Source organism: Mesorhizobium sp. M1E.F.Ca.ET.041.01.1.1 (genome assembly GCF_003997355.1).
Classification (GTDB): domain Bacteria; phylum Pseudomonadota; class Alphaproteobacteria; order Rhizobiales; family Rhizobiaceae; genus Mesorhizobium.
Map to the genome: position 1 here is coordinate 1 of NZ_RZSL01000080.1, position 16,795 is coordinate 16,795.

A 16,795-nucleotide genomic window follows, 5' to 3' on the forward strand; every position below is an offset into this window, starting at 1 on the left:
GGAAAGAATGATCGACCCGCCATTTTCGACTCGCGGAGAGTTGAGGCGCCAGAATGGGCCCAGCAGCGACTGGGAGGTCTCAGTCTGTCCTCTGTCGCCATTGTTCAGCAGGCAGACAAGTGAAGACACGCCTAGAGAACCGGCCATCAGCACAAACTCGTTGTGGTGATCAGTATGCAGCTTCCCGATCTCGTTCAGCATGGCTGTCGCCTCCCGAAACTCGACCTCCGTCAGTCGAACCTCGCGCACGAAGGCATGAAGATGCGTGACCATCGCCACGAGGATTTCTCGCAGGCGGGGGTCTTCAGTGCGATTCATCACAGCGAGGACGGCTGGCGTCAGATCGCTTTCAGTTTTGATCACCATATGGGCTACCTCCCGATTTCCCCGACTATCAAAATAATCGATTATCTGTCAAGGCCGCCCGCCCTGCATTCTCGCGGCTCCGAGAAGCCGAGAGGAACAGGATTTCGACATTCAGTGCATTGATTTTATTACGTTTTCTTTTCATAAAAGAAGCTAAGGTTTGGCTTTTTTGCAAATTTCAGCGCACCGAAGTTGACAGGAATAATCGTTTATTATATCGATCATCGACGATTAGTTCGGGGAGCCCCCGGGAGGAACAATGGTACCGCATGACGACGGCGCATTTGCTCCGACGACAGAAGATGCTCCATCGTCTCCTGGCTTTCTCGATGACGGCAAAAACACGATTGGGAGCCAGCTTGCATCCCGTCTCCGTGAGGCGATCATCTCCGGCGAGCTTCAGGCCGGCAGCAAGATCAATCTCGACAAGGCGCGCAAGACGTTCAACGTGAGCCTCAGTCCGCTGCGTGAAGGGTTGGCGCGGCTGATATCGGACGGTCTAGTGGAGTTCGAGGACAATCGCGGCTACCGCGTTTCATCAATTTCCTTGGCCAATCTGGAAGAGATCACCACCCTGCGCGAAGAGTTTGAAGTCTTTGCGCTTCGCGAGTCCATGCGGCTCGGCGATGTGGAGTGGGAGGGCAACGTCATGCGCGCGCTGCATCGCCTTAACCGCACCGAGCGCGACGCGGCTCGGCCGGAGACACTGGAGCGCTGGGAAGAACTCCACCGCGAATTTCATCTGACACTCATCTCTGGCTGCGGGAAGCCGATCCTGCTCCATTTCTGCAGATTGCTTCTTAATCTCAACGACCGTTATCGCCGGGTGTTTCTGACCCGCACGTCGGGTGACCGCAACGTCAGCCAGGAGCATAGTGAGATCGCTCAGGGAGCCGTCGCGCGGGATCTGGACTATGCGTGCGATATGTTGCGTCAGCATATTCACCGCACGGGAACCAATCTGCGCAATCACCTTGCGACAAAGGGGACCTTGTGATGACCGTCGCGACGCCAGGGCCGAGCCTTGAACTGGGCGTGGCGCACTTTTCATCGATCGGGCTGCCGCCCAAGGAATTCGCGGTGATAGCTGCTCGGGCGGGTTTTGCGTCGATAGGGCTTCGTCTTCACCCGGCCTTTCCCGGAGCCCCTTTCTACGAGTTGCCGGTGGGCAGCCAGAGTGCCCAGGAGTTCAAGACAGTTGCCGATGGCGAAGGCATCAAGGTGTTCGATATCGAGTTCTTCGTGATCGACAACAGCTTCGTTGCGGCCTCCCACGAGGTGACCGTGGCAGCCGCGGCGAACATAGGTGCGCGCCGGCTGAGTGTTTGCGGCGATGATCGAGACGGCGGCCGTCTTGCCACAAACCTGTCTGAGTTTTGCGCCCTCGCGGCGCGATATGGCATGTCAGTCGACATCGAAAACATGGGCTGGCGGACGGTAAGGACCTTTCGCGACAGCGTAGCGGTCTTGAATGCCTGTGGAGCAGAGAACGCCGGTGCCCTTGTTGACGGGATTCACTTCTTCCGAAACGGAGCCTCGATCGACGAGCTTCGCGCAAATGCAGGGAAGGTAAAACACATCCAGCTTTGCGACGTCCGCGGTCCTGCTCCCAAAACATCGGACGCAATGATCGCCGAGGCGAGAAGCGGTAGGTTCGCTCCTGGAGAAGGCGAACTGCCATTGAAGGACCTCTGTGCGGTAACCGAATTCGGCGCTGCTATCTCGGTCGAAGTGCCACTCGTCGGGTCGGTCGACCCGGAGGCACATTTAAAACACCTGCATGCCAGCGCACTGGGAGTTTTGAAACCGGATCATTGATCCGGCGCCGACGCGGCCTAGGCCGTCAGGGAGGAGGAAGTCTTACATGCGGTATACGTTCGATTTCGGTGCGGTCCTCGACCGCGCCCCGGAATTGCTATGGGGTTCGCTTGGAACGGTTGGCCTTGCGTTAGCTGGGATGCTCCTCGCACTCGTCATCGGGCTCCTGGGCGTCGTTGCAAGGAGTTCCAAGAGCGAGATCACGCGGGCTGTCGCGATCGTGTTCGTCGAGGTTGTGCGCAATACGCCATTCCTGGTGCAGATCTTCTTCATATATTTTGCCCTTCCTCTCATGGGCATCCGCCTCAATCCGACCGTCACGGCGATCATTGCCCTCGGCATCAATGGTGGGGCCTACGCAATCGAGATCATCCGAGGCGGGATCGAAAGCGTGTCGCGCGGCCAGATCGAGGCGGGTTTCGCACTTGGTCTTCACAAGGCGGACGTCTTCCGGCTCATCGTGCTCAAGCCGGCGCTGCGGGCGATTTATCCCTCGCTCACAAGCCAGTTCATCATGCTGACACTGACAACGTCTGTCTGTACGTCGATCGCCGCCTACGAGCTGACCTCGGCCGCTCAGCGCATTGAGTCTGACACCTTCCGCAGCTTCGAAGTCTATTTCACGGTGACCGCTATCTACCTGGTCATCTCAAGCCTGATGATGGGCCTCTTTGCGCTCATTTCTCGCCACTACTTCAACTACCCGACGCGATAGGAAGCAGCCATGGGTCCTATCGGCGAAGATCAATTTTTCTTTTTGATGCAGGGTTTGAAATGGACCGTGCTGCTTGCGATCGTGGGCTTCATCGGTGGGGGGATATTCGGAATCCTGATCGCGCTCCTGCGCACCTCGAACAACAAGGTCGCCCGGACGATCACCGCAGGGTATATCGGCGTCTTCCAGGGCACGCCCCTTCTGATGCAGCTCTTCGTTGTCTACTACGGCGTTGCGCTGTTGGGCATCGACGTTAACGCCTGGATCGCGGTCGCAGTCGCCTTCACGCTCCATGCCAGCGCCTTCCTGGGCGAGATCTGGCGGGGCTCCATCGAGGCTGTGCCGAAGGGCCAGACGGAAGCCGCCAACGCCCTCGGTCTGCATTATGTCTCGCGGATGAAAGACGTCATTCTACCGCAGGCCCTGAAAATTTCGATGCCGGCCACGATCGGCTTCCTTGTCCAGCTCACCAAGGGCACGTCGCTGGCAGCAATCGTCGGCTTCATTGAACTGACTCGCGCCGGTCAGATCATTTCAAACCAGACCTATCGTCCGCTGCTCGTCTTCGGGATTGTCGGCGCAATCTACTTCATCATTTGCTGGCCGCTCTCCCATGCGGGAAGTCGCCTTGAAAAACGGATGGCGAAAGCTGCCCGCTAACCGCTTCGCTCGAAGCAAAACTCTCTGAGGAGGAGAATAAGCATGCATAACAGTCGTAGGATTTTTCTCGGACTTGCACTGGCAACTATTGCCTTCGCAACCGTTGGCACTGCCGCCGCCTCTGCGGCAACTGTAGAGGAAATCAAGGCAAAGGGCACGCTCGTGGTCGGCATCCAGGGCGACAATGCGCCATGGGGGTTCGTCAACACAAGCGGCGTGCAGGACGGCTTCGACGCTGACGTCGCCAACCTTTTTGCCAAGGAATTAGGCGTGAAGGTTCAATTCCAGCCGCTCGCCGTTGCCAACCGAATTCCGGCGCTTACCACCGGCAAAGTCGACATCCTGTTCGCAACGATGGCGATGACGGAAGAACGCGCGAAAGCAATTCAATACAGCAAGCCTTACGCCGCCAACACGATTTCGCTTTATGCCGCCAAGTCCGACACGGTTACGAAGCCTGAAGACGTTGCCGGATGGGAGATCGGCGTTCCGAAATCCAGTTCGCAGGACAAGGCAGTAACGAACGCCGTCGGATCCACCGCAACGGTTCGCCGCTTTGATGACGACGCCGCAACCATCCAGGCTCTGGTCTCCGGACAGGTAAAGGCGGTTGGCGGCAACCAGTTCTATGGTCAGCGTCTGGATGCGGCGAGTGCCGGCACGTACGAGCGCAAGATTAACTTTTTGACGACCTACAACGGCGTCGGTACCCGTCTCGGCGAGAAGGACTGGAACGAAGCCGTCAACGCCTTCATCGACAAGATCAAGGCCAATGGTGAGCTTGCCGCCATCACGAAGAAGTGGATGGCGATCGATCTGCCGCAGTTCCCGGAATCCATTCCGAACATCCCGTTCGCCGTGAAGTAAAGCCCAAATGGAGGGTTCCGTGCTCAATTCCGCAAAAGATCAATCGACATTGATTTCCCTTGAGGACGTGCAGAAGTGGTACGGCACTTTCCATGCCTTGAAATCCATCAGTTTGTCGGTCCGCAAAGGCGAAAAAATCGTCCTCTGCGGGCCGTCAGGCTCCGGGAAATCAACGTTAATCCGCTGCATCAATGCCCTCGAGACGATCGAGGAAGGCAAGATCGTCGTCGAGGGTCACGTACTGGACGGAAGCACCAAATCCATCGATGCTGTACGTCGCGAAGTGGGAATGGTCTTCCAGAGCTTCAATCTGTTCCCCCACATAACCGTACTTCAGAACTGTACCCTCGCCCCGATGCGTGTTCGAGGCGTAAGCCACGCTGACGCAGAGCGACTGGCTCGAAAATATCTCGAGCGCGTTCGAATCCTTGACCAGGCGGACAAATATCCCGCGCAGCTATCGGGCGGACAACAACAACGCGTCGCCATCGCCCGCGCGCTCTGCATGGAGCCGAAGGTCATGCTCTTCGACGAACCGACCTCTGCCCTCGATCCCGAAATGGTGAAGGAGGTGCTCGACACCATGATCGGGCTCGCCCGTGACGGCATGACGATGATCTGTGTCACGCACGAAATGGGGTTTGCCCGTCAGGTCGCTGACCGCGTCATCTTCATGGACTCCGGAGAAATCGTTGAAGAGGCCGAACCGGAGGTCTTCTTCAAGTCTCCCGGGCACCAGCGCACGAAAACCTTCCTCGGTGAAATCCTGGCCCATCACTGACTCTCGAAAGCGATGCCAATGCACGACAAGAAATTCCTCGTGGGACTGATCGGTGCCGACATCCAAATGTCAAAGTCCCCGGCCCTCCACGAAATGGAGGGGCGACGCCAGGGCCTCGATTACCGTTACGAGCTTCTCGACTTCGCCGAGCGAGGCCTTCCCGCCTCCGCGCTGCCGGACCTCCTAGACGAGGAAGAGCAGCGCGGTTTTGCCGGCAGCAACATTACACATCCGTGCAAGCAGACAGTGATCGCCCACCTCAATCGCCTTTCCGAGGATGCAGAGATGCTCGGTGCGGTCAACACCGTGGTCTTCCGCAACGGCGAGAGGATCGGCCACAACACGGATTGGTACGGTTTCTACGAGAATTTCCAGCGCGGCCTTCCGGACGTCGCGAAGTCGCATGCCGTCCTGCTCGGCGCCGGCGGCGCCGGTGTCGCCGTAGCGCATGCCGCCATCAAGCTCGGTATTGAGAGATTATCGATCTTTGACCAGGATTCAAAACGGGCAGAAACCTTGGCTCGGCAGTTGAACGATCGGTTCTCAAGGGATTGCGCGCGTGCCACGACGGATGTCGGCAGCGCCCTGCGCTCCGCGGACGGCCTTATCCACGCGACGCCGACAGGTATGAAGAGCCATCCTGGTTTGCCGATCGATGCGGAATGGCTTCTGCCACGGCATTGGGTGGCCGACATTGTCTATATGCCGCTCGTCACAGAGCTCCTTGCTCTCGCCGAAGGAAAAGGCTGCCGGACCCTTCGGGGCGGCGGCATGACCGTCTACCAGGCAGCAGCGGCTTTCGAATTGTTCACCGGGATAGCACCGGACGCAGAGCGCATGTCCCTTCACTTTACGGACCTATGCCGCCTGTCGGTTTGATGGGGATATCCCAAATGCCGCATATCATCATCGATTATAGCCGGGGCGCAGGCGAGCATGTAGCCATGGACCGACTGACGCTGACCGTGCATCGCTGCGTTCGCGATGGCGGCCTTGTGAAACCTTCCGCCGTGCGCACGCTTGCGCGGGAGGCGACATACTCCTGCGTGGGTGATGAGCATGTCGATCATCATTTCATCCAAATCATCGTGCGGATGGCACCGGGTCGTACTGCAGAAACCAAGCAGAAGCTTCTCACTGCCGTTCTCGAGGCCGCGCGGACGATCGCCGCGCCTGCTCTCGAAGCTGGAAAGCTCGGCTTGCGCGCAGATCTCTACGAGTCGGACCCTGATTTTGCTGTTCAAGCAATCGCGTTCGTCTGACCAGAACAGAGTGCTCAAGAAGGACACTATGCTATGAGTCTGATCTACGTTCTCAATGGACCAAACCTCAATCTGCTTGGCAAACGCCAGCCGCATATCTACGGGCATGAAACGCTCGCAGACGTAGAGGCGGACTGCCGCAAGCTGGCAGCCGAACTCGGCCATGAAATCCGCTTTCACCAGAGCAACCGGGAATACGAGATCATCGATTGGATTCATGAGGCGCGCGAGGACGGTGCAGGCATCGTCATCAATCCGGCAGCCTTCACCCATACCTCACTCGCCATCCTCGACGCTCTGAACACATTCGAGGGGCCTGTGATCGAGATTCACATATCCAATGTGCACAAGCGCGAAAGCTTCCGACACCATTCGTTCGTTTCGCACCGCGCGGACGGCGTGATCTGCGGCCTTGGAACGGAAGGATACCAGCTTGCCATCCGACGCGCGGCGACAATGATCAAGGCGGCGGGCAAGGGCTGAGGTGACCATGACCCAACGGGTTAAGCTGGCCGTAGTTGGGGCAGGCCTCATCGGTAGGCGCCATATTCAGCACGTCCTGGCCGAGCCCTCGGCGCAACTCAGCGCCGTGGTCGATCCCACGCCGGCTGGCGAGACCATTGCCAAGGAAGCCGGCGTGAAGTGGTTTCCAAGCTTCGCAGAAATGATTGCCGCAGACCTACCTGATGGGATCATCGTGGCTACGCCCAACCCGGCTCACGTTCAGAACGGGTTGGAAGCCGTTGAAGCCGGCATTCCTGCACTCATCGAGAAGCCTATCGCCGACGACATTATATCCGGGGAAAAGCTGATCGCTGCGGCTGAGGCAAAAGGTGTTCCTCTTTTGACCGGTCATCACCGCCGACACAATCCGGTGATGCAGAAGGGAAAGGAAATCATCGAAAGCGGAAAGCTCGGCCGCGTTCTTGTTGTCAATGCGATGTTCTGGCTATTCAAACCCGACGACTACTTCGACATCTCGTGGCGTCGTGAGCGCGGTGCGGGGCCGGTTTTCCTCAATCTCATCCACGATGTTGATAGTCTGCGCTACCTTTTCGGCGATGTGGCTGCGGTTCAGGCACGCGAGTCCAACGCGGTGCGCGGCAACGCAGTTGAGGAAACGGCTGTGATCCTGATTGAGTTCAAGAACGGAGTGTTGGGAACTGCGACAGTTTCGGACGCGGTGGTCGCACCGTGGAGCTGGGAGATGACAACCGGAGAGAATCCGGTTTACCCCAAAACCGAGCAATCCTGTTACTTGATCGGAGGAACGCATGGGTCGCTGTCTGTTCCGTCACTCGAGGTCTGGCGCAATCCTGGTAAACGGAGTTGGTGGGAGCCCTTTGACCAAACGCGTATCGAGGTCGACGACGAGGACCCGCTCGTTCTGCAGATCAGGCAATTCTGCAAGGTGATCCGCGGAGACGAACCGCCGCTTGTCAGCGGGCGTGAGGGGCTCAAAACCTTGAGGGTAGTCGATGCGGTGAAACGCTCGGCGGCAACGGGAGAGCGTATCGAGTTGAACTGACGCCTGAGTAATGTGACCGCCTGCTCGCCCTTCGCGTCTCCTTGCATCCGATGCGATGAGACGCCGGCTCAACACCGACGTTAGGCATCGCGCTTCTGGCGGAGGAAATCGTCGCCGCCGCTCTGTCTTCGCCGCCATCGAAACGCGCCTGCTTCGGCAATGACGCAACGCTTCATCGAATTTCTGGGTGACTGCTTGAAGCCGACTTAAGGCAGAAATCAACGTTCGCCTTTACGTGCCTTTTTGTCATTCGGTGCTTGGAGCCGGATGTCCGAAACGGGTCGCACCATGCCGTCTACTAGGTGCCCGTCCAACCACCGTTGTATGGCGGAAACCGGCCATATCCCCGTCATGTGAACGTTGCCGTGGCGGTCGCCGCCTGGATCGAGCCCTGGCCAAGGCGCCGTAGCTCCACATTCCTTGACATCGGGTACTTATCCGAAATTATGCAGGAAAGAAGGATCGCAAGCATGACGGGAATCGCGCTGTCGGGCGTATCAAAGCACTTTGGCGCAGTCGAGGTGATCCGCGACGTGAGCCTGGACATTGAGCCAGGAGAGCTGGTCGTATTTCTCGGTCCGTCCGGTTCTGGCAAGACGACGCTGCTCCGTATGATTGCCGGCCTCGAAAGCATTGACGAGGGCACGCTGACGATCGACGGGGTGCGCTCGGAAAACCTTGCGCCGGGCAGGCGCAACGTTGCGATGGTCTTCCAGAACTATGCGCTTTACCCACATATGACAGTCTCGGAGAACATGGCCTTTGGGCTAAGGAACATTCGGGTCGCGCCGGATGTTATACGCCAACGGATCGCTGAGGCTGCGCGTATCTTGGAGATCGAAGCGCTGCTCCACCGGCGGCCGTCGCAGCTCTCCGGCGGGCAGCGCCAGCGCGTGGCCATCGGGCGGGCGATCGTCAAGGAGCCCAAGGCATTCCTGTTCGACGAGCCGCTCTCCAATCTAGACGCGGCGCTTCGAGCCCGCACACGCGTCGAGCTCGCCGAATTGCATCAGCGTTTGAAGTCGACGATGATCTATGTCACCCACGACCAGGTGGAAGCGATGACGCTCGCCGACCGTATTGTGATCCTCAACAATTGCCGGATAGAGCAGATGGGAAAACCCGTCGAGGTCTATTCACGTCCGGCGTCGCGATTCGTCGCGGCCTTCGTCGGGTCTCCGGCGATGAACATTCTGCCTGTTACGGTTTCGGGCTCAGGCGACAGGCTCAATGCGCGCTTGACGGATGGATCGCTCGTCGAACTTCCGGGCGGGCCCGTCAACATGGATTGGCGCGAACTAGGAGTGCGGCCGGAATCGCTGACTGTAGTCGCGGAGGGCGGGGACGCATTCGCCACGGCCACCGTTGTCGAGCGCCTTGGCGAGCGAACGCTCATCTATGCGCGGCTCGCGGATGGGACGCAGGTGACGGCACAAGATCGCGGGCTTTCGAGCGTCAAACCGGGCGACGCCGTTCGGCTGAAGTTCGACACCACGGCCCTGCATCTCTTCGCCGCGGACGGATCGACCTGGCACGCGCACGCTGACGGGGCCTGAACCCGTCGGGTCTGAATCCGGTTCTGCGCGACGCGTTTTAGCCCTTGATACCTGCCGAGAGCGTTATCGCTTCGGTTACTCGGCGCTGGAAGAAAAGATAGGCCAGCGCCACCGGAAGGCCGGCCAGTACGGCTGCCGACAGCTGGCGCGCGTAGTAGACACCGAAGGCGTCATTGACCTGCGTAATGCCGACGGTGATCGTCATTATCTCGGTGCGGGTCACGGAGAGGAACGGCCACAAAAACGCATTCCACGTCCAGATGAAGCAGACGATCGACAGCGCCGTCGTTACCCCCCAGTTCATCGGCATGTAGATCTTGAAGAGGATCCCGAATTCAGACGCATTGTCCATGACCGCGGCCTCGCGGAAGTCCTTCGGAACCTGATCGAAGAACTGCTTGTACACGATGATAATGACGGGGTGGATAAGCTGCGGTAACATGATTCCGGCCCAGCTGTTGATCAGGCCAAGGTTGGCGACCAGCACGAAATGATTGATGATAAGCGCTGAGATTGGCACCATGAAGGAGGCGAGGATCAGCCACCATAGCGCGATCCGCCCCGGGAACCGCAACTGCGAGATCGCGTAGCCGCACAGCATCGAGATGAAGATGGTGATGACCGTTACGCCGACCGCGACCGCCACCGAATTGACGTACCAGGCACCGATCTGTGTGGTGGTCAGGGCGTCAATGTAGTTCTCCAGCGTCGGCGTCTCGGGCCAGAGTTCGATGTAAGGCCGGACCACCTCGTCGTCCGGTTTGAGCGATGAGATCACACCCCAATAGAGCGGGAACGCCCATAGGATGGCCCAGACGAGCGTCAGTGCCGTGATTATCCCGCCCCAAAAGTTCCAGCGTTGCGCAGCCATGACGTTCATCGGCGCCGCCTTTCGGCGAACCGGAGCAGTTGGAATTGCAGGACCGAGACGACGACCACAAGGACGAAGAGGGTGACGGCGACAGCCGCCGCCCTTCCTCCCTGGTTCTGCTGGAAGGCCTTCTGGAAGACGTAGTAGACGAGCACCATGTTATCATTCGGCCGTCCGCCGATCGAGAACAGATAGACCTGATCGAAGATCTTGAGCTGCAGGATGAGTTGGATGGTTAATACCAGCGAGGTGATCGGCCATAGCAGTGGCCAGGTGATGCGCCGGAACGTGGTCCATCGCGTCGAGTTGTCGAGCGCCGCGGCTTCGTAGATCTCCGCCGGTATTGACCGCAGTCCGGCGAGGAAGAGGAGGATCGAGAAGCCCGCGGTCCACCAGATCGTCACCCCGGCCACCGCCGGCAAGAACCAGAGGCGCGACTTGAAGACCGGTACGCGCGGGATTCCCAGCCAGTCCAGCGCATGCATCGCGATCCCGAACTGGAAATTCAGCGTCCAGTCCCAGATCAGATAGACTACGGACACTGGCAGGATGTAGGGCAGGAAGAACAGCGCCAGAACGATCGCCTGGAACCGGCCCTTGAGGCGCGACACGCCAAGCGCGATCAACAGCGCGATGAGCGTTCCGGGGACTACCGTCATCAGCACGAAGTAAGCGGTGTTCCAGACCGCACGCCGGAACATCGGGTCGTTGTCGAGCCGCAGGTAGTTGTCGAGACCAACCCACCGACCCGCGCCGATCAGCGGCGCATCGGTGAAGGAGATGCGGAACATCTGGACCGTCGGATAGACGAACGCCAGCAGGTAGATCGCCATGAAGGGAGCGACCAGCACCAGCGCGACCAGACGTTCAGTGCGGGAGTTGCGAAGCATGGCTCTTCCTCAAATATGACTGGGACCGCTCTCGACAGGACGGTCCCAGCCTTTGAGCCCTACATGCTGTTCAGCTCTTCCTTGATGGATTTCACCGCCTCGCCGGGCTCCATCTCTCCATTGAGGGTCGGCACGAAATAATTGGACATGATGTCGAAGATCGGCCCGGCAACACCAGCCTTAGGCGACTTCGGATCGAAGATCATGTTGGCCGTCAGCGTCGAGTAGGTCGCGTTGGGCTCCATTGCCTTGTATTCGGCCGTCTCGGTGACTGGCTTGTATGCCGGGATGTGGCCTGCCGTGGCCCAGAACAGCGAGTGCTTGTCCATCCATGAGATCACCTCGAGAACGGCGGCACGCTTTTCCGGGCTGATCTCCTTGCCCTTGTTCTTCGGGATTGCGAATGAGTGGCTGTCCGCATAGGTGCAGGGCTTGTCGAAGATCACCGGGATCTCGACGGCGCCCCAGTCGAACAGCTTGCCTTGCTTGGCAAGGTCGGTCATCGTGGGAACTTCCCAGACGCCGTTGATCATCATTGCGGCCTTGCCCGAGGTGAATAGGGCGACGGTTGCGGGATAGTCCGTGTAGGTCGACTGCAGCCCGGCCTTCGTCCACCCTTGCAGAACCGCTAGCGCCCTCGCCAGCTTTTCGGGATTGTCGCCGGCGAGGAACTCGTTGCCCGTCAGAAGCTCGCCGCCTTGCTGACACACCAGCGAATAAATGGTGCGGTACATGAAGTTGCCGTCGGCGGTGACGCTGCCCAACGGGAACTCGACGCCGGCATCCTTCAACTTCTGCAGTGTCGCGGTAAATTCCTCCTTGTTGCCCATGCCCACGGGACGGCCGTCGCCGCCGAGCACGCCTGCCTTCTTCAGGAGGTCGCGATTGTAGTACAGGACGATTGGATGGGTATCGAGCGGCACTGCGTATTGCTTGCCGTCGACCGTCACGGCGCCCATCGTCGTCTGGGCGAAGTCCGAGGCCGAGAGGCCCATCTTGCTCATGTCGTCGGCGGTGATTTCTTCGAGAATGTCCTGGCTCACCGCCAAGGGGATGCGGCTGGCATGATAGGTCATGACGTCTGGCGCCTCACCGACCGCGACCGAGGTCTGCACCTTCGCGTAGAAGGGCGTTCCCCACTCCAGCGTCGTGGCGTCGATCTTGATCTTGCCGGCGTGGGCGGCGTTGAAGTCGGAGATCATCTGCTTCATGCGCACACCGTCACCGCCGCCGAGGAAATCCCACCATGCGACGGTTTCTTCGGCCTGGGCCGCGACGACCCAGAATCCTCCGGCCGCAACCACCGCTATGGCCATCATCTTGCGAAAGTTCATCTCAGCTTCCTCCCGAGTACGGCGGTTAGATCCACCTTGAACATTTCAATGCTACACCAAACCAAACCGCCCGCAACGGATTTTACGGTATATATCTGATGGTCGGATATTAACTCAGAGCGTCACGCGCACCATCGAGTAGGAGTGCGGCGGCAAAGTCAGCCTCATTCCCTTGCCGCTGAGCGCTGCTCCGTTGCCTTTGACCGGCGATACGTTATCCGGCGCGTCCTTCGTGTTGCAGGCCTCGAGATCGTCGTGACGGATGATCGTATGCTCGATGGACTTGGCGGCGAACCGCTCGAGGGCGACGTCGGCCTCTATCGTCTCGGACCCATGCCGGTTGATTGCGAAGAAGGTCAGCGTGCCGGCGTTCGAATCGTGCACGCCTGCAATGTCGAGCCATGGCACCTTGTCGGCCGCGGCCGCGTCATAGGTAGGCACCTCGACCGCGAGTTGCAGCGCGGTGCCGCGGCCGTGCCTGGAGGCCAGCATAAAAGGCCAATAGATCGTTTGCCGCCAGGCGGTGCCGCCGGGATCGGTCATGATCGGCGCGATAACGTTCACCAATTGCGCAATGCAGGCGATGCGAACAATATCCGACCGACGGATGAAGGTGTTGATGATGCAGCCGACCTGCAGCACGTCCTCGAAATTGTAGATGTCTTCCAGAAGCCTGGGCGCTTCCGGCCAGTCCCAGCCGCGCATCCGCTCGGCGTCCCGCTTGCGCTGATGGTACCAGACGTTCCACTCGTCGAAGGAGATCTTCACGTCCCGCTTCGAGCGGGTCTTGGCCTTCACATAGTCTATAATGCCTGCGACCGTGCCAATGTAGCGGTCGAGCTTGGCCGGAAGAGCGAGATATTCGGCCGTGTTCTTTTCGTAGTTCTCGAAATACATGTGGAGAGAGATGTAGTCGACCTGCTCGTAGGTCGCTTCCAGCACGGTTGCTTCCCACTGCGGATAGGTCGGCATATTGGAATGCGACGAGCCGCAGACGACCAGTTCCACCGTCGGGTCGAGGCCGCGCAGCGCCTTGGCGGTCTCGTTGGCGAGATGACCGTATTCTTCCGCCGACTTGTGGCCAACCTGCCAGGGACCGTCCATTTCATTGCCGAGACACCAGAGGCGGCAGTTCCAGGGTTGCGCTCGTCCGTTCTTGGCCCTGAGGTCGGACCAGTAGCTGCCGCTCGGGTGGTTGACGTATTCAACGAAGGCCCGCGCCTCGTCGAGGCCGCGGGAACCGAGATTGACCGCAAGCATCATCTCGGTGCCGGCCTTTTCGGCCCAGTCGGCGAATTCGTGGATTCCAACCAGGTTCGGCTCCGTGGTGCGCCAGGCAAGATCGAGCCGCCGCGGGCGGTTCTCCTTTGGGCCTATGCCGTCTTCCCAATTGTAGGCGGAAACGAAGTTGCCACCCGGGTAGCGGCAGATCGGAGTGTCGAGCGCACGCACCAACTCGATCACGTCCTTGCGCATCCCCTGTGCGTCCGCTTGTGGATGTCCGGGCTCGTAGATGCCCGTATAGACCGCTCGGCCAAGATGCTCGAGAAACGAGCCGTAAAGACGTTTGTCGATATCCGCGACGGCATAGGCCGCGTTCGCCGTGACTCTGGCCTTCATGATCCCTCCCACTGCGGATTATCAATCTGACTTTCCGGTCTATATCCGGATCCTCGGATCAGTTAATGGCGGAGTTCGTTCGCCCGTCAAGGGCCTAAGATGCCGTCAAGCCTTCAGCAGGCGCAGAACGATGTCGTTGCTGTAATTGCCGAAGCCGCTGCCGAAGATATTTATGCCGCCGGGGTGACGCGCATCTTCCTTCACGCCGATTCGTATCCGGATCGAGCGGTGCCGCCCAAGCTCCAGATCAGCCAGCGAGCATTTGGAAACCTTATCATTGTTGCGATAGGTGCCATTGTTCGTGACGCGCCAGTGTGCGAGGTCACCATACTGCGATCCGGCCAGCTTCCACCAGCCGGGCGTATGCTTGCCGCGCTTGTCCCCATAGTCGGCCGGCGCCGTCCAGGTATCTATCTCGTGTCCGTTGATCGCTACCGTGATGTCTGATGGCCAATCCTTCGATGTGCCCGGCACCTCCGACGAAAGCTCCATCGCTAGTTCCAACCCGCCGACTTTGACATTGGCAAGCGCCGCATTGTTGGGAAACTGGTATTCAACGAAGCCGCGCGTGAACCACAGCAGCCCTGCCCGCATACGGTCAGGATCGAGGAAGGTGTCGGGCACATCGAGAAGTCCGATGACGCCGTCCTTTGAACACAGGCCGCAGGGAGCGGAAACTTCGCATCTCGTATAGAGTCCAAGCGGCATCGCCACTTCTATGACGCCGAGATCCTGCGCCGGGGTGCGGTCCTTAAAGACGACAACCAACTCAGAGAAGGTCGAATAGCAAACCTTCTGGCTTCCCTTGCGCGCCTTCTGTGATTTCGTCTCGATCAAACCTACATCGACAAGAACCTGGATGTTTGCGGAAATCGTCGATTGCGGAAGATCCAGTTCTTCGGCCACTTGATTGACGTTTTTCGGCCCCTTGCGGTGCAGCAGATCGAGAATCCGGACCCGGACCTCGCTCGCGAGGCTCTTCAACAAGTCAAGCCGCTCAAGCGGATCGACAACCATGATTTCATTCGACATATGGCCCGCACTCGTCACACGGGGTTATGTATCAGCAGATCAGATACAAATAAAGACGGTGGCGTTATGAATTGACCCCCCTAGCTGGCGTATCTTTCGTAGCGACTTCGTCATTCAATAGTTGACCAGCACGGCCACCACGGCGGCGTCGCCTGCGTTGACCAGTCCGGGGAAATGCCTGGCCGTCAGCATGCCCATGCACTTGGCAAAAGCGTCGCGGAACTTCTCATGCGCCGTTTGAAACGTGAAACGCGCGCGCCCCAGAACGGCTCGTCTTGCCGACAGGGATCATTGAGCGCGGATCCGTTGGTCCGCCTGCATCGATCCGTCGCGTGCCAATCTGGGCGGCGATCTCGCACGCGAAGAGGAGGCCCTCCGCGGGATCGCGAAACGGCAAACCGAACAGTCGTCCCGCCGAAGGCCCCTGCCCGATCATCTGCCGCGTGAGAAGGTGCTGGTCGGCCAATATTGCCCCCATGCACGGCTCTACCGGCAGTCGCAGATCTCCGTCCACCCTGTCGTCGACCTTCCTCGTTAGACGGTAGCCGGCCTCCGTCCACCAAATTCTGATTAGTCCACTGACCCGTTCGGTGGTAACGCTCCTGGAAGGTGCCCCACTACCGCGATAAGCACCCTCTCCTGTCCTGCAAACCGTTTGATGTCAGCGCCTCCTCCAGGTCTTGGGGGATGCCCCCTGAGCGACATCTAAGCCTTCCGAGGTAGCTCCGATTTTGAGCCGATGTGCTGCGCTCCGGTGAATTTAGTGTAAGCCAAACCACGATAATCTTGAGAAAAAACCGATACTAGGGCACAATTTGCGAACGGAAGTGGACAGCTATCTCAAGTCCGACCCTGTCGCGCCGGGCGACAGTTCGCGTCGGAGGAGCGGCGTCGATGGATCAGGGGTTCTTTCTTCTGTTCGCGGCGGCGTCCGTAGTCGCGGCTCTGACCTTGGTCTTGGCGCGCAATCCTGTTCACAGCGCATTGGCTCTGATGGCGTGTTTCCTTCAGATATCGGCGATCTTCGTCTTGCTCGAGGCGCCGTTGCTCGCAGTCATCCAGATTTTTGTCTATGTCGGCGCGATCATGGTCCTGTTCCTATTCGTGATCATGATGATTGATGTACGCGAAGCGGTGTTGCAGCGGTTCTTGCCGGGCAGCAATCTGCCTGCCCTCGTGCTGCTCGTCTTGCTCGGGGTCGAGATGCTTGTACTGGTGCTCAGGAGCGACCGCTATTCGGTCGCCAAGCCTGTCGCAATGCGCACCAGCGGTGAGGTCAGGCAGCTCAGCACAACGCTTTTCGCAGACTATCTCCTACCGTTTGAAGTCGCCTCCATCATCCTGCTGGCGGCGCTGGTAGGCGCCATCGTGCTGGCGCGGAAGGAGCCGCGGTGATGGTGCCGCTGTGGTGGTATGTCGTGCTCGGAGTTGTCCTGTTCGTAATCGGAGCGGGGGGCGTACTGCTCAGGCGCAATATTTTGGTCGTGCTGATGTC

Annotated in this window: 19 protein-coding genes and 1 pseudogene; 13 read left to right on the top strand and 7 right to left on the bottom strand. The window is 59.1% G+C overall.

Translation table 11 applies throughout. The annotated features are described in order from the left end of the window. Window positions 1–366, bottom strand: a 366-nt coding sequence (locus tag EOA38_RS09655; RefSeq protein ID WP_281060090.1) for a dioxygenase, incomplete at its 3' end; no start/stop codon positions are given. Window positions 367–625: 259 nt separating this feature from the next. On the opposite strand from EOA38_RS09655, the gene EOA38_RS09660 reads away from it, so the two are divergent. The 11 genes from EOA38_RS09660 to ugpC all read left to right on the top strand — a co-directional run bounded on the left by EOA38_RS09660 (window position 626) and on the right by ugpC (window position 9,553). Then, window positions 626–1,363 carry a GntR family transcriptional regulator gene (locus EOA38_RS09660; RefSeq protein ID WP_127299046.1) on the top strand — a complete coding sequence of 246 codons (738 nt, stop codon included), beginning with the start codon at window positions 626–628 and terminating at the stop codon, window positions 1,361–1,363. After that, window positions 1,363–2,184, top strand: coding sequence for a sugar phosphate isomerase/epimerase (locus tag EOA38_RS09665; protein ID WP_127299047.1), 822 nt, complete (start codon window positions 1,363–1,365; stop codon window positions 2,182–2,184). Before EOA38_RS09660 ends, EOA38_RS09665 begins: the two co-directional genes overlap by 1 nt. 46 nt (window positions 2,185–2,230) lie before the next feature. Next, window positions 2,231–2,899, top strand: a complete 669-nt coding sequence (locus EOA38_RS09670; protein ID WP_126092646.1) for an amino acid ABC transporter permease — start codon at window positions 2,231–2,233, stop codon at window positions 2,897–2,899. 9 nt (window positions 2,900–2,908) lie between these two features. Then, complete coding sequence (locus EOA38_RS09675) at window positions 2,909–3,559, top strand: amino acid ABC transporter permease (protein WP_126092645.1); 651 nt, start codon at window positions 2,909–2,911, stop codon at window positions 3,557–3,559. A 42-nt stretch (window positions 3,560–3,601) separates the two neighbouring features. Continuing rightward, window positions 3,602–4,426, top strand: coding sequence for a transporter substrate-binding domain-containing protein (locus EOA38_RS09680; RefSeq protein ID WP_127299048.1), 825 nt, complete (start codon window positions 3,602–3,604; stop codon window positions 4,424–4,426). A 7-nt stretch (window positions 4,427–4,433) separates the two neighbouring features. Further along, window positions 4,434–5,207: an amino acid ABC transporter ATP-binding protein gene (locus EOA38_RS09685; RefSeq protein ID WP_189349922.1), complete on the top strand. Its 774-nt coding sequence runs from the start codon at window positions 4,434–4,436 to the stop codon at window positions 5,205–5,207. Window positions 5,208–5,225: 18 nt separating this feature from the next. Further along, entirely contained in the window at window positions 5,226–6,086 is an 861-nt protein-coding gene (locus tag EOA38_RS09690; protein ID WP_189349920.1) for a shikimate dehydrogenase, read from the top strand. Window positions 6,087–6,100: 14 nt separating this feature from the next. After that, entirely contained in the window at window positions 6,101–6,469 is a 369-nt protein-coding gene (locus EOA38_RS09695) for a 5-carboxymethyl-2-hydroxymuconate Delta-isomerase (RefSeq protein ID WP_126092641.1), read from the top strand. A gap of 33 nt (window positions 6,470–6,502) precedes the next feature. Then, window positions 6,503–6,952: a type II 3-dehydroquinate dehydratase gene (gene aroQ / locus EOA38_RS09700; protein WP_126088218.1), complete on the top strand. Its 450-nt coding sequence runs from the start codon at window positions 6,503–6,505 to the stop codon at window positions 6,950–6,952. 7 nt (window positions 6,953–6,959) lie between these two features. Then, window positions 6,960–7,997 (top strand): Gfo/Idh/MocA family oxidoreductase, encoded by a 1,038-nt coding sequence (locus EOA38_RS09705; protein WP_126092640.1) that lies wholly within the window; start codon window positions 6,960–6,962, stop codon window positions 7,995–7,997. Window positions 7,998–8,467: 470 nt separating this feature from the next. Continuing rightward, the gene (ugpC, locus tag EOA38_RS09710; RefSeq protein WP_126095811.1) at window positions 8,468–9,553 is read left to right on the top strand and encodes a sn-glycerol-3-phosphate ABC transporter ATP-binding protein UgpC; all 1,086 of its coding nucleotides are present in this window, start codon (window positions 8,468–8,470) and stop codon (window positions 9,551–9,553) included. A gap of 37 nt (window positions 9,554–9,590) precedes the next feature. Here ugpC and EOA38_RS09715 read toward each other — a convergent pair whose 3' ends face one another. From EOA38_RS09715 to EOA38_RS09740, 6 genes are all read right to left on the bottom strand, one after another. Continuing rightward, window positions 9,591–10,433 (bottom strand): carbohydrate ABC transporter permease, encoded by an 843-nt coding sequence (locus tag EOA38_RS09715; protein ID WP_126092639.1) that lies wholly within the window; start codon window positions 10,431–10,433, stop codon window positions 9,591–9,593. Continuing rightward, on the bottom strand, window positions 10,430–11,314 hold the full coding sequence (locus tag EOA38_RS09720; protein WP_126092638.1) for a sugar ABC transporter permease: 885 nt from the start codon (window positions 11,312–11,314) through the stop codon (window positions 10,430–10,432). Before EOA38_RS09720 ends, EOA38_RS09715 begins: the two co-directional genes overlap by 4 nt. A 59-nt stretch (window positions 11,315–11,373) precedes the next feature. Continuing rightward, the gene (locus EOA38_RS09725; protein WP_126092637.1) at window positions 11,374–12,648 is read right to left on the bottom strand and encodes an extracellular solute-binding protein; all 1,275 of its coding nucleotides are present in this window, start codon (window positions 12,646–12,648) and stop codon (window positions 11,374–11,376) included. A gap of 114 nt (window positions 12,649–12,762) precedes the next feature. Then, window positions 12,763–14,268 (bottom strand): alpha-N-arabinofuranosidase, encoded by a 1,506-nt coding sequence (locus EOA38_RS09730; RefSeq protein WP_126092636.1) that lies wholly within the window; start codon window positions 14,266–14,268, stop codon window positions 12,763–12,765. Window positions 14,269–14,373: 105 nt separating this feature from the next. Next, entirely contained in the window at window positions 14,374–15,300 is a 927-nt protein-coding gene (locus tag EOA38_RS09735; RefSeq protein WP_126092635.1) for a transcriptional regulator, read from the bottom strand. Between the two features lie 226 nt (window positions 15,301–15,526). Beyond that, window positions 15,527–15,766 (bottom strand): hypothetical protein, encoded by a 240-nt coding sequence (locus EOA38_RS09740; RefSeq protein ID WP_126092634.1) that lies wholly within the window; start codon window positions 15,764–15,766, stop codon window positions 15,527–15,529. Window positions 15,767–16,194: 428 nt separating this feature from the next. On the opposite strand from EOA38_RS09740, the gene EOA38_RS09745 reads away from it, so the two are divergent. Then, entirely contained in the window at window positions 16,195–16,695 is a 501-nt protein-coding gene (locus tag EOA38_RS09745) for an NADH-quinone oxidoreductase subunit J (protein WP_126092633.1), read from the top strand. Next, window positions 16,695–16,795 (top strand): annotated as a pseudogene (locus EOA38_RS09750) (NADH-quinone oxidoreductase subunit K); the annotation flags it as partial. The gene EOA38_RS09745 and the pseudogene EOA38_RS09750, both read left to right, overlap by 1 nt.